The organism is Sporomusaceae bacterium ACPt (assembly GCA_041428575.1).
Lineage (GTDB): Bacteria > Bacillota > Negativicutes > Sporomusales > Sporomusaceae > Sporomusa_D > Sporomusa_D carbonis.
The window spans coordinates 426,262-439,112 of sequence record CP155570.1 but is presented as its reverse complement, the minus strand read 5'-3'; the positions used below and the strand labels follow the sequence as shown (position 1 = coordinate 439,112).

Genomic DNA, 12,851 nt, shown 5'->3' with positions numbered 1-12,851 from the left:
GAGTATTAACATCGGGTATATGTATAAATTATACTAACGACGGCTTGACTGTGTCAACAGGAATACTAAATTTTAGCTAACAAGGAGTTCATTCTGGCCAGAGTACGTTCTTTGCCGATAAGCGGGATGAGGTTGACAAGCTCGGGCCCGTGCATTTTTCCGGTAACAGCAATGCGGACAGGCATAAATACTTTTTTGCCGCCCAGTTTTAATTCTTTGGTAATGCTTTTCAGAATGGCTTTTACTCCGTCCGGTTCAACGGGTTCCAGTTCAACCAGCTTGTTTTTAAAAAGCTCCATAACCCGGGGGATGTCGGCATCTCTCATAATTTCATGGGCTTCTTCATTTTCAAAATCAATATTATCATTAAAGAAAACATCAATGTGTTCGGTTATTTGGGCGGCATAACTAATATAGCCTTGAAGTTCGGCCACTACTTTTACCAGCCATTCTCTTTGGCCGGCAGTTAATTCGCCGCCAATATAGCCGGCAGCTTTAAGATGTGGCAGTGCCAGTTCGGTTACAACCTCCGGGCTGGCCTGCTTAATGTAGTGGGCATTAATATGATTGAGCTTATCAATATCAAATACTGCCGGGTTCTTGGCAACCCGGTCCATAGAAAAATTCTCGATAAGTTCCTCTACACTAAAAATTTCTTGCTCACCGGGAGGAGCCCATCCCAGGAGTGCCAGGAAGTTGACAATACCCTCAGGCAGATAACCTAAGTTTTTATACTGTTCAACCGAAGTTGCTCCATGCCGTTTACTCATCTTGGTACGGTCTTTGCCTAAAATCAGTGAAATATGACCAAACTGCGGCAACGGCAGACCCAAAGCCTGGTATATTAGGATTTGACGGGGAGTATTCGATAAATGTTCTTCAGCGCGAATGACATGGGTAACTTTCATGAGCGCATCATCAAGCACCACGGCGTAATTGTACACCGGAATACCGTCTGATTTTACAATAACAAAATCACCTATACCATTAGATTCGAAACTTACCGTTCCCCGCACCATATCCTTGAACACAATTTGTTGGTTTTCCGGCACGCGAAAGCGAACAGTAGGTTTCCGGCCTTCAGCAACAAAGCGCTCACGGTCAGCCTGGCTTAAATTGCGACAGCGGCCGGAGTACCGGGGCGTTTCCCCTTTATTCATCTGCTCCTGGCGTTCGGCTTCCAGTTCCTCTTCGCTACAGTAGCAGTGAAAGGCTTGTCCACTAGCCAGCAGTTTTTCAGTATACTCCCGGTAGATATCAAGCCGCTCAGTTTGGCGGTAAGGACCGTACTCACCGCCGATGTCGATACCTTCATCCCAGTCAATCCCTAACCAACGCAGCGACGCCTTGATGTTTTCCTCTGATTCCCGGGTCGAGCGTTCCAGATCGGTATCTTCGATCCGCAAAATCAACTTCCCCCCCTGCTTCCGGGCTAACAACCAGTTAAACAGCGCCGACCGCGCGCCGCCAATATGAAACGGCCCGGTCGGGCTGGGCGCAAATCTCACTCTAACTTCTTGCTCCATATATATGTACTCCTTCCATACACTTTTAAAAATTGCGGCAATTAGGGTCAACCATTGTATATTCTAGCAGATTCTACGACAGCATGCAAAACAAACCAAATAAAAAGCGCGCCGTTTATGGCAGCAGCGCGCTTGGTTCATTCAACTTTAACTACAAACATGCCATTGACAATATCGGGAATAATCAGCGTCGTATTGGCACCGCGAACACCGCCTGACACTGGCTTGGCCCCATCCGGCAGAACTGCCAGCCGCCACACCAGCTTGTCATTAAACCATAGTTCGCCGCAGGTACTCCCATCCTGACGCACAATATTTATATTAAAGCTGAAATCAGCCGCCAAAGCTTGGGATGGGTATAACATAAGCACAGTCAATAGCGTAAGCGCAATGATTAATTTATTAATTGATTTCTGCATAAACAGCCCTCCAAATATGTCAATGTTATCATTCATAATATGTGCTATTGACAGGCTTTTATGCAAAATCAAATTCGGCATTAAACTCGAGCAGCTCTAATTGTGGCTGTAGCGTAAGCGGCAATACCTTCGCCCTGTCCAGTAAAGCCTAACCCCTCAGTAGTAGTGGCTTTGACATTAACCTGACTGCTATCAACGGCCAGAACCCCGGCAATGTTGTTATTCATTTCCGTTATGTATGGGGCAAGTTTAGGCTTTTGCGCCACGATGGTAGCGTCAATATTATTAACTTTATAGCCGTGTCTAGCCAATATATCACGAACTTCAGCCAGTAGCCTAAGACTGGAAATCCCTTTATAACGTCCGTCAGAATCAGGAAAATGGCGGCCAATGTCGCCCAGCGCCGCTGCGCCAAGCAGCGCGTCTTTGATGGCGTGCAAAAGCACGTCGGCATCAGAGTGTCCGTCAAGCCCCAGCATATAGGGAATGTCCACTCCTCCCAAGATTAATTTGCGCCCAGCCACCAATCTGTGCACATCATAACCAATACCAGTGCGAATCATGTCATCAGTAGCCTCCTGTCGATGAGCAAGCAGTGTTTCAGCAATAATGATATCTTCCGGAGTAGTAATTTTAAGATTACGGTAGCTGCCTGGTACAATTTTTACTTTGGCACCCAGCCGTTCAACTAGCGCGGCGTCATCGGTCCCCAAGTAACCATCGTGTGCCGCTTGTTCATAAGCAGACCTAAGCAGCCTTGCCTCAAACGCTTGTGGCGTCTGAACCGCCCAGAGCATGCGGCGATCCGGAGTGCCGGTTACCCATCCGGCATCATCTGCCGATTTAATCGTATTTTTGACAGGCACAGCTACAATGGCCGCCCGGTACTGGCGCGCCATGGCGATAGCTTGGTCAAACAAGGTTTGTTCAACTAGCGGACGAGCACCGTCATGCACCACGATAATTTCAGTACTGTCAGGTACTGCTGCAAGCGCATTGGCAATGGAATGCTGCCGTTCACTTCCACCGGCAACAACCTGCCAAGATACTGACAAATTAAGCCCGGTGAGCAGATTGACAACTACCTCCATTTCCTCAGGCGCCGCCGTTACAATCACATTATCTACATTCTGACCGGCACTAGCGGCCATCACGGTATGGGCCAGTACCGGTTTCCCCAAAAGCGGGATTAAAACTTTGTTCATTCCCCGCCCCATTCTTTTTCCCTGTCCTGCGGCAGCAATAATTACTGAAACCATTTCGTCTCCCCCCCGCTGCAAAAAGCCTCCAAGCCTTAACAGGCTTGAAGGCGTATAACTACATAATGGCTTTGGGTTTGGCAAATATCATTCGCCCGGCAGCAGTCTGCAACACCGAGGTAACTAAGACACCGACCGTTTCCCCAATATGTTTTTTTCCACCGTCAACCACAATCATTGTGCCGTCATCAAGATAAGCTACGCCTTGGCCAAATTCTTTACCATCTTTAACAACATGCACCACCATTTCTTCACCTGGCAGAACTACCGGCTTTACAGCATTAGACAGCTCATTAATGTTGAGCACAGGCACCCCTTGAAGTTCGGCTACTTTGTTAAGGTTATAATCATTGGTGATAATCTTGGCTTTCAGCAATTGACCAAGTTTGATAAGTTTAGAATCGACTTCGGCAATATCCTCAAAATCACGGTTATCAATCTGCACATTAAGCGCAAGCTCTTTTTGCATGCGGTTTAAAATGTCAAGCCCGCGCCTTCCCCGATTACGTTTCAGCAAATCAGAAGAGTCGGCAATATGCTGCAATTCCTCCAGTACAAACACCGGAATAATCAATAAGCCTTCAACAAACCCGCTTTTGCATATATCGGCAATGCGCCCGTCAATGATAACACTGGTATCAAGTATCTTGGCTTGACAAGCATCAGAAACCTTGTCTTTAGGACGCTCCTTGCTATCGCGATTAAGCCACGGCAATGCCGGCAATGTAGAAAACATGTTAAACAATTCTTCGCGTTTACGGATAGCAACATTAATCCCTAGATACCCTAGAATAATACTCAGTAACAGTGGGACATATTTCCCAACAATAGGAATAGGCAAAAAAGCCGATCCAAGTAAATTAGAGATTATTAGTCCGGTAGCCAACCCCAGTACACCTGCCAGCACATCATATCCAGGCATTTTGTTTAAGCGAATTTCAACCCAATAAGTAAAGTTCCACAAATGCTTGATTAATATCGGAGCTACCAAAAAACCAAGCACCCCACCCGCCAAACCACCAAGGATAAACGAGAGAATGGTGGCCATAGTAACCCCGAATACGCCGATCCTTAAAAACTCCTCACTGATTACCGAAGCCAAGAGTGGAATAATCCGGTCGGTTATCATAAGTCCACCAACCGCCGCCAGTATGACAATAATTATTCTAAGTGTTTTATCAATCACGTTGGTCTACCTCCTTTCGATAAAAATTAATAAACCCAAAAAGTGGAAATACATTTGTATTATGCCCTATTTTTAATAAAAAAATACGTCTAGACACACTGAAGGCATCTTGGCGATATTAGTTTTTAGTATAGCATAAAAATCAAGTTCTTGTCAAAATTTTATATTTTAGCACGTGCAATCAAGCTTTGTCAATAATTTAGATTAATTATTCGGTACTAATATTATTGTACAGCTTTCTTACCCATACATTGACAACTTAGGAGGCGAGTTTATATAATTAAGGCAAAGCGAGGTGCACCTAACATGCATGATAATAAATGTTGTTTTGATTTTCAGTCGGCTGTAGATGAATACTTAATCCGCCACCGCAGTGTGCTTGATGTGTTAACAAAATATCAAGAAGCTTCAGCCAGGGTAAATCGAGCGGTAGCCAAAGCAGTTACCGGCTGCGGCTGCATCCAAGTTTCAGCTGCCCGCCAATCTGTTCCTGCAGATGTTTCTTATAGTGATCTTAAAGATCATATGTCTTCGCATCTTGTAGGCGAACCCTGCCCCCAGTGTCGGGAGGTACTAACTAAAGAGCTGGGCCACAGCCTGTTTTACCTTGCAGCTTTGTGTAACCTTACCGGTCTTAGCCTCCATGAAGTAATGCAACGAGAGTATAAGAATGTGAAAACCTTGGGCGTTTTTCATTTGTCCTAACACGTCATTATACCGCACAGCCTTTGTTTAAGGCTGTGTTTTTTATTCGTCGGTTACTTTGCATGTAGTCCCTATTACATAAACATTTTTCCCCTGGGAATGCTAGTGGTAAAAGGGGGGTAAACATGCGTTTTTTACTGCGAATTACAATAAATATATTAGTGGTGTTAATCCTAAGCGGTCTGTCAGTTCTTGCCGCCCCAGCCGAATCAGTTCCTGGCGGCGAGCTCGCTTCCGGTTATATGACAGTTATTGACGATAATGGCGTTATCGTCCTGCAGACCGGTCACGAAGTCCATCCAGGAGATGAATATATCAACGAAGACAATATCCTTTATGAAATCACAGCTGTCGAAGGAACACTGGCTCGTTGCCGTACTATTGAAAATTATTCTGGCATGACCTCAAACGCTGACATTGCCGTCCAAGCTCCGCCGCCAGAGGCTCCTAAGCCGCTCATTGCCATTTACCATACACATACGGACGAATCGTATATCCCTAATGACGGCAAACCGACTGAACGCGGTAATGGTTCGGTAATGCTTGTCGGTGACGCCTTTGCCAGGAGGCTGAACGAACTAGGTTACCAGGTTAATCATGACAAAACCCTGCATGACCCGCATGACGCTAATGCCTATTATCGTTCACGCCGCACAGTGATGCAACTGCTAAAACAACAACCCACAGCCCTCTTTGATATCCATCGCGACAGCGCCCCGCTTAGAATGTATAAAGCCACTATTAACGGTCAGGACGTAAGTAAAATCCTTTTAGTGGTCGGCCGGCAAAACCAAAACCGGAAAACCACCCAAAACTACGCCTGGAATATAAAAGCAGCAGCTGACGCCAAATACCGGGGCCTTATTCGAGGTATATTTATCGCCCATGGCAATTATAATCAAGATTTAAACCCCAGGGCAATATTACTAGAAGTCGGGACCCAATATAATAACCGAGAAGCCGCCGAGCGCAGCGTGGCTTTATTCGCTGATGTTGTTCCGTCGTTTTTGGGCAACACCGGCAATGCCGGTGTTGCCCAAGCCAGTGCGGGCGGAACCATGGACACTGGTGGCGGTGGCGACCCCTTTGTACCGTCAGATGCCGGTCCAGGCTATGATATCTTGTGGATGGTGCTTGCTGTTATTGTCGGTGCGTCCGCGTACCTTTATCTGAGCACAGGCAGTTGGCAAGAAGCTAAAAATAAACTAAAACGCTTTGTAAAATACGAATTCGCCAACTTTTTGGGGCCACGCAACAAACGCAAAGAATAGGAGGGGATTCTATTTTTAATATACGCCGTATGGCCAAACTGGCCGGTATCCTCGCCCTTGTTACTGTCATTGCAGCCGGAGCCACGTACTATATTCCCCTAAACATATTCTCTGTCCAGCAAAAACCTGAACAAGCTCCGCAAAAAGTCTATGATTACTATATCATAATGGATGAAGACACAGGTGAAACACTTATGTATGTCCCATTAGTCGTTAGTGTTGGTGATGAACTTATCAGCGAGAAAAACAAGCGCTACCGGGTTGTCAAGGTTGAAGGAAACCAGGCTTACGCCCGGTTTGTTGAAGACTTAAACCTGGAGCAATATAAAAACGCCGGCCGGCAATAGCCCAGAGCCGTGTAATTAAAGATGGCGGTCGAGGAGAGCCTGCTCGCGTACCCTCTTCAGACCGTCTTTTATTGTTTTAGCCCGTACCTCACCAATGCCTTCAACTTCGTCAAGCTCGGCAATACTTGCGTTATAAATACGGTGCAGGGTCTTAAAGTGGGCCACCAAATTTTCAGCCACTAATAAAGGCAAACGGGGAATTTGCCTAAGTACCCGATATCCGCGCGGCACAACCGGAATGTCCATGGCATTAACGCTGACGCCATAACCCAATATCCGGCATATCGCCAACGGATCAAGATTTTCTTCAGGCAAGACGGCAATCTGCTCCCTCACTGTTTCGTAATCTTTAGCATCAGCAGTATTACAGTAATCTTTAATTAATAAGGCGGCAGCATCAACATCAGGGATAAGTTCTTCCATCTGCATGCTGACAAGTCGCCCTTCTGTCCCCAATTCAATGATATGGCGCTCAATCTCTTTAGCGATACGATTGACCTGTTCAGCACGAATAAGCACAGTAGCCACATCATACAAAGTCACCAGGTCTTCAAACTCTAAGGCACTAAGTGTGGTAAGGCCCTTCTCAAGTACGTTTTTATACTTTTCCAGCGTCTGAAGAGCTTGATTGGCACGATTTAATATTACTGGGATATCTTTAAGCGTGTACCTAAGGTTGCCAAGATATACAGTGATCACGTTACGCCGTTGCGAAATAGCGATAACCAGCGCACCGGTCTGCTTGGCTACCCGCTCAGCCGTGCGATGGCGGGTACCTGTTTCGGCAGTAGGAATGCCGGGATCAGGCATAAGCTGGGCATTAGCGCACATTATTCTCTTTCCATCATTTGATAAAACAATAGCGCCATCCATTTTAGCCAGTTCATAAAAACCGGCCGGTGTAAATTCTGAATTAAGTTCAAAGCCGCCATCAACTATGTCCAGCACGGTCTGGTTATCACTGACCAGTACCAGTGCCCCCATCTTAGCCCTAAGAATATTTTCCAAACCGTCTCTGAGTGGTGTACCTGGCGCTAAAGTCTTCATGGTTTTGACAAAGCGAGCATCCCATAGCCGTTCAGAACGCTCCTCACGATTTTTTATCATACAAATACCGCCTCCATGGCCTCGCTGACACTAGCAGCGCCAATGATATCAAGCCCTGCAGTCCGGACCAGCTTAGAACCGGACAGATTCCCAGCAGGAATTACAAACCTTTTAAAACCGAGTGCTGCTGCCTCGGCGATTCTCGCCTCAACCCGGCTGATCATCCGCACTTCGCCGGTAAGACCCACTTCTCCCATTACTACGGTATGGGAGTCAACAGCAACGCTCCTAAAACTGGAGGCTATGGCCAACGCTACCGGCAAATCAGCCGCCGGTTCGTCAATTTTAAAACCACCCACAGCATTAACATATGCGTCTTGGTTGGCAAGCATGAGCCCTACCCGCTTTTCCAGCACAGCCATTAATAGTATTAGCCGGTTATAGTCAAATCCGGCAGCCATACGGCGGGGCATCCCAAAACAAGTAGTACTGACCAGAGCCTGAATTTCAATTAATAGCGGCCGAATACCCTCCATATAGGCGAGCACCACTGAGCCGGGCACTCCGTGCGGCCGCTCGGCCAATAGCAGTCCTGAAGGGTTAGCCACTTCGGCCAGGCCACTTTCTTCCATGGAAAAAATACCACTTTCATTGGTTGAGCCAAACCGGTTCTTAATAGCCCGTAGGACCCGGAAAGCATAGCTGCGCTCACCCTCAAAATACAGAACAACATCAACCATATGTTCCAAAAGACGCGGCCCGGCAATATTGCCCTCTTTGGTGACATGTCCGATTATGGCGGTAGGAATGCCACTATCTTTAGCAAACCGCATGAGCTTACTTGTACTCTCCCGTACTTGGCCTACGCTGCCTGGAGCTGACGGAATCTCCGGACTATACATGGTTTGAATGGAATCAATAATAACCAAGGCCGGTTTATGATGTAAAGCTTCCAGAACAATAGTCTCTAAATTATTCTCTGTAAAAATTAACAAATTATTACTTATTTTACCTAATCGTTCAGCTCTTAATTTCACTTGAGCAGCCGATTCTTCACCAGTTATGTATAAAACAGGGCCATACTTATCGGCTATGCCTACTGCCACTTGCAGAAGCAGCGTAGATTTACCGATCCCCGGATCACCCCCGATTAACACTAATGCCCCAGGCACGATGCCCCCACCCAACACCCGGTCGAACTCACCAACCCCTGTTAAAAGGCGCGGCATAGCAGATGTATCTACCATAGTAATTGGCCGCGGTTTGGGAGCAGGAGTTGCCGTAAGACGGATTTCACTTTTTTTGACCGCCACTTCCTCCACCATGGTATTCCATTCACCACAACCTGGGCAACGTCCAAGCCATTTGCTTGATTCTGATCCGCATTCCTGACAGACAAACTTTGTTTTAACTCTAGACAAAAACATTCTCCTCTGCAGCAATAAATCCCCAAAATTCATCCGCGATTTTTCAAAGTTTAGTGGGCTTACGCGGCGAAAAAAGCACTCAATCAGAGTGCTTTTTCTCGTTTATGGGCCTATTTTCCTGCTAATACAGACTTTTTTGCAACAAAATTCAATTTACCGCTATCATCGACGTCAACGAGCACGGTATCACCGCCTTTTACTGACTGCCTGATGATCATTTCAGAAACTTCATCTTCAACCAGCTTTTGAATAGCCCGGCGCAGGGGACGAGCACCAAATGCGTGGTCACGGCCTTCTTTTAGTAGCTCGTTCTTGGCGGCGTCAGTCAGTTCAAGCTTGAGATTGGCGTCAGCCAACCGCTTGGTAACTTCTCTGAGCATAATTTCGACAATCTGTTTAAGATCTTCGTCAGTCAAACTACTAAAGACGATAATTTCATCAATGCGGTTTAAAAACTCAGGTCTGAACACCCGCTTGACTTCATCCAAAACCCGTGTTTTAGCAATTTCACCTTCGTTGGCTTTTTCTCTGGCATCAGATAAAAAGCCAAGCGCGGCGGCGTCTTTTTTCAAATGCTGCGATCCAACATTGGAAGTCATAATGATAACGGTATTTTTAAAATCAACCGTCCGGCCCTGACTGTCGGTCAGACGCCCGTCTTCCAGCACCTGCAGCAGCATATTGAAAACATCATAATGAGCTTTTTCAATCTCATCCAGCAATATGACGGAATAAGGTTTACGACGCACTGCATCAGTCAGTTGGCCGCCCTCTTCATAACCGACATAGCCGGGAGGTGCACCAACCAGGCGGGACACAGTGTGTTTCTCCATATATTCCGACATATCAAGGCGGATCATCGCTGTTTCATCACCAAATAAAGCTTCAGCCAACGCCCGCGATAATTCGGTTTTACCAACCCCGGTCGGTCCTAAAAACAGGAAGGAGCCAATCGGACGTTTGGGGTCTTTGAGGCCAGCCCGGGCACGGCGTACAGCGCGGGCTACAGCCTCGACAGCCTGATACTGGCCTACTACCCGGCTGTGCAAAATTTCTTCCAGCTTAAGCAGCCGCTCTGACTCTTCTGCCGCCAGCTTTTTGACTGGGATACGTGTCCATGTTGACACAACATGGGCAATATCGTCAGCAGTAACGACAATACGCTCACTGCCGCGCTGCTTCCACTCTTTTTGTTTATTATCAAGTTCTTCCCGGATTTTCTGTTCTAAGTCCCTGAGACTGGCAGCCCGCTCAAATTCTTGGGCGGCAATTGCGGATTCTTTCTCAGTACGGGCTTGTTCCAGCCTTTTTTCAATTTCCTTGACATCAGGTGGTACTGAGAATGCTTGCAACCTTACGCGTGACGCCGCTTCGTCCATCAAGTCAATAGCCTTGTCCGGCAAGAACCTGTCGGAAATATACCGATGCGACAGCTTAACAGCTGCTTCAATAGCTTCGTCGGTTATTTGCGCCCGGTGAAATGCCTCATATCGATCCCTGATACCCCGCAGGATGGCGATAGCATCCTCGACGCTGGGCTCGCCAACGGTAATGGGCTGGAAGCGCCGTTCTAAAGCCGCGTCTTTTTCAATGTGCTTTTTATATTCATTAAGGGTAGTAGCACCAATAACCTGAAGCTCGCCCCGGGCCAAAGCCGGCTTTAAAATATTGGCCGCATCAATTGCCCCCTCGGCAGCTCCGGCGCCAATAAGCGTGTGAAGCTCATCAATAAACAGTACTATATTGCCCGATTCTCTGATTTCATCAATTACTTTTTTCAGGCGTTCTTCAAATTCGCCGCGATATTTAGTCCCGGCGACCATTGATGCCATATTGAGAGAAACAACCCGTTTATTACGCAGAATTTCCGGCACCTGACCCTCAACGATGCGCTTGGCTAATCCTTCGGCAATCGCCGTCTTGCCAACGCCAGGCTCACCAATGAGCACTGGGTTATTTTTGGTACGCCGGAGCAAAATTTGAATTACCCGTTCAATTTCGCCTTCTCTGCCGACTACCGGGTCAATTTTCCCTTCCTGGGACATCTTATTAAGGTCACGACCGAATTCATCCAGGAGCGGAGTTGCATTGGCTGCTGCTTGCTGTGCGCCTGGTGCTTTAGGCTGTGGTGCCTGGCCTGACATTGAGTAACCGCCCAGCATATCAATTACCCGTTGGCGCATTAGGTTAATGTCGACCCCCATGCCTGTCAGCACCTGGGCGGCAATACCTTCGCCTTCGCGGATTAACCCTAATAGAATATGTTCAGTACCCACATAGTTATGACCAAGGCGCAACGCTTCCTCCATGGCCAGCTCAATAATTTTCTTGGCCCGGGGCGTGTAGCCAATATCACTGGTTTGCCCCTGACCTTGACCAAGAATACTTTCAATCCGGGCCCGTACAGAAGCCAAGTCCAAATTCAGTGAAGCCAAAGCTTTGGCAGCCACACCTTCTCCTTCGCGCAATAACCCAAGCAGCAAATGCTCGGTGCCAATGTAACCATGACCATATCGGGCGGCTTCCTGCTGCGCCAGTATTAATACTTTGCGAGCACGGTCAGTAAATCGATTAAACATTGTCTTTACCTCCTTTAAGTCTATTGCGGATTATTTTAGCACGCAATTTATTGCTGGCAAGTTGACTTAAGACTGTGTTACCAGCCAGCCTTTGCAGATAATTAGGCCGGGTTGTTACCAATAACTCATTAAATACTTCAGGTAACGCCTCATCAATGATTTTAAGATCGATACCCAGCCGCACTTCACTTAATAGTGCCAACGCCTCATGAGCCGACACGCTCTGGGCATATTTGAGCACCCCAAATGCCCGCCAAACTCTGTCAGCTAGCGCGTCTTTGGAGTCACTGGCCAAAAGTTGCCTAGCCGTACGCTCTTTGTCAACAACCTGTTTTACAACATCACTCAGGTTATTAATTATATCTTGCTCATTATGGCCGAGAGTAACCTGGTTGGATATCTGAAAAATATTGCCGGCAGCCTCGGTTCCTTCACCATATAGGCCGCGTACTGCCAACCCTAGTTGGGTAGTTACCGCCACAATCCGCCCGATCTGCTTAGTCAGCACCAATGCTGGTAAATGAATCATGACCGATGCCCTAAGCCCAGTACCCAAATTAGTGGGACATGAGGTAAGATAGCCAAGGTGTTCTTCATAAGCAAGGTCGTGTTTTGCCTCGATAATATCATCGATCGCATTAGCTTTAGCCAGGGCATCAGTAAGATTAAGCCCTGATTGCAAACACTGCAAACGCAGATGGTCTTCTTCATTAATCATAATGCTGACGCCGGCGTCATCACGGACAATAAGCGCCCGGTGTTCAGGCTCAGCAGCATGATTAGGGCTGATAATATGTTTTTCTACCATCACATACCTAACTAACGGCGCCAGTTGGTCCAGCTCAACAAAAGCATACTCGTGTCCGTCATCAGCCTGGAGTTCATCGGAAACTTCTTTTAACTCAGCCACCACTTCGTTAAGACTAGCAGCAGCCGCCCGTCCGGGAAACGGCTGGCCCCGTAAGTTGCGAGCCAAACGAACACGGCTGGACAGCACAATATCACCTTCCGGCCCTGTACCGCTCAACCACGGCGTAATTGACTGGTCCAGAAGATTTTCCAACAGGTTAGTCATCTGCCACTCC

At 47.2% G+C, this 12,851-nt stretch carries 11 protein-coding genes; 3 read left to right on the top strand and 8 right to left on the bottom strand.

The window, feature by feature from the left end; translation table 11 throughout:
• Positions 1–65: 65 nt before the first annotated feature.
• The 4 genes from gltX to SCACP_RS01990 form a co-directional block, all read right to left on the bottom strand.
• Positions 66–1,526, bottom strand: coding sequence for a glutamate--tRNA ligase (gltX, locus tag SCACP_RS02005; RefSeq protein WP_425059780.1), 1,461 nt, complete (start codon positions 1,524–1,526; stop codon positions 66–68).
• Between the two features lie 137 nt (positions 1,527–1,663).
• Positions 1,664–1,945, bottom strand: coding sequence for a hypothetical protein (locus tag SCACP_RS02000; RefSeq protein WP_425059779.1), 282 nt, complete (start codon positions 1,943–1,945; stop codon positions 1,664–1,666).
• An 80-nt stretch (positions 1,946–2,025) separates the two neighbouring features.
• Positions 2,026–3,204, bottom strand: coding sequence for a 2-C-methyl-D-erythritol 4-phosphate cytidylyltransferase (gene ispD, locus SCACP_RS01995; RefSeq protein ID WP_425059778.1), 1,179 nt, complete (start codon positions 3,202–3,204; stop codon positions 2,026–2,028).
• 58 nt (positions 3,205–3,262) lie between these two features.
• Entirely contained in the window at positions 3,263–4,387 is a 1,125-nt protein-coding gene (locus SCACP_RS01990; RefSeq protein WP_425061301.1) for a PIN/TRAM domain-containing protein, read from the bottom strand.
• 309 nt (positions 4,388–4,696) lie between these two features.
• On the opposite strand from SCACP_RS01990, the gene SCACP_RS01985 reads away from it, so the two are divergent.
• From SCACP_RS01985 to SCACP_RS01975, 3 genes are all read left to right on the top strand, one after another.
• Positions 4,697–5,095, top strand: coding sequence for a DUF1573 domain-containing protein (locus SCACP_RS01985; protein WP_425059777.1), 399 nt, complete (start codon positions 4,697–4,699; stop codon positions 5,093–5,095).
• 125 nt (positions 5,096–5,220) lie between these two features.
• A complete protein-coding gene (gene spoIIP / locus SCACP_RS01980) occupies positions 5,221–6,366 on the top strand; it encodes a stage II sporulation protein P (RefSeq protein WP_425059776.1) in 1,146 nt (381 codons plus the stop codon).
• A gap of 29 nt (positions 6,367–6,395) precedes the next feature.
• On the top strand, positions 6,396–6,713 hold the full coding sequence (locus SCACP_RS01975) for a stage II sporulation protein P (RefSeq protein WP_425059775.1): 318 nt from the start codon (positions 6,396–6,398) through the stop codon (positions 6,711–6,713).
• 15 nt (positions 6,714–6,728) lie between these two features.
• Here SCACP_RS01975 and disA read toward each other — a convergent pair whose 3' ends face one another.
• From disA to SCACP_RS01955, 4 genes are all read right to left on the bottom strand, one after another.
• The gene (gene disA, locus SCACP_RS01970) at positions 6,729–7,820 is read right to left on the bottom strand and encodes a DNA integrity scanning diadenylate cyclase DisA (protein ID WP_425059774.1); all 1,092 of its coding nucleotides are present in this window, start codon (positions 7,818–7,820) and stop codon (positions 6,729–6,731) included.
• Positions 7,817–9,181 (bottom strand): DNA repair protein RadA, encoded by a 1,365-nt coding sequence (gene radA / locus SCACP_RS01965; RefSeq protein ID WP_425059773.1) that lies wholly within the window; start codon positions 9,179–9,181, stop codon positions 7,817–7,819. Before radA ends, disA begins: the two co-directional genes overlap by 4 nt.
• Positions 9,182–9,297: 116 nt before the next feature.
• A complete protein-coding gene (locus SCACP_RS01960) occupies positions 9,298–11,766 on the bottom strand; it encodes an ATP-dependent Clp protease ATP-binding subunit (RefSeq protein ID WP_425059772.1) in 2,469 nt (822 codons plus the stop codon).
• Entirely contained in the window at positions 11,759–12,841 is a 1,083-nt protein-coding gene (locus SCACP_RS01955) for a protein arginine kinase (RefSeq protein WP_425059771.1), read from the bottom strand. Before SCACP_RS01955 ends, SCACP_RS01960 begins: the two co-directional genes overlap by 8 nt.
• Between the last annotated feature and the right edge of the window lie 10 nt (positions 12,842–12,851).

Bases quoted from the DNA above. Each gene is read 5' to 3' on its own strand.
- disA (WP_425059774.1), bottom strand. From the start codon at position 7,820: ATGATAAAAAATCGTGAGGAGCGTTCTGAACGGCTATGGGATGCTCGC.
- spoIIP (WP_425059776.1), top strand. From the start codon at position 5,221: ATGCGTTTTTTACTGCGAATTACAATAAATATATTAGTGGTGTTAATC.
- SCACP_RS02000 (WP_425059779.1), bottom strand. From the start codon at position 1,945: ATGCAGAAATCAATTAATAAATTAATCATTGCGCTTACGCTATTGACT.
- ispD (WP_425059778.1), bottom strand. From the start codon at position 3,204: ATGGTTTCAGTAATTATTGCTGCCGCAGGACAGGGAAAAAGAATGGGG.
- SCACP_RS01955 (WP_425059771.1), bottom strand. From the start codon at position 12,841: ATGACTAACCTGTTGGAAAATCTTCTGGACCAGTCAATTACGCCGTGG.
- gltX (WP_425059780.1), bottom strand. From the start codon at position 1,526: ATGGAGCAAGAAGTTAGAGTGAGATTTGCGCCCAGCCCGACCGGGCCG.
- SCACP_RS01960 (WP_425059772.1), bottom strand. From the start codon at position 11,766: ATGTTTAATCGATTTACTGACCGTGCTCGCAAAGTATTAATACTGGCG.
- SCACP_RS01985 (WP_425059777.1), top strand. From the start codon at position 4,697: ATGCATGATAATAAATGTTGTTTTGATTTTCAGTCGGCTGTAGATGAA.
- SCACP_RS01975 (WP_425059775.1), top strand. From the start codon at position 6,396: ATGGCCAAACTGGCCGGTATCCTCGCCCTTGTTACTGTCATTGCAGCC.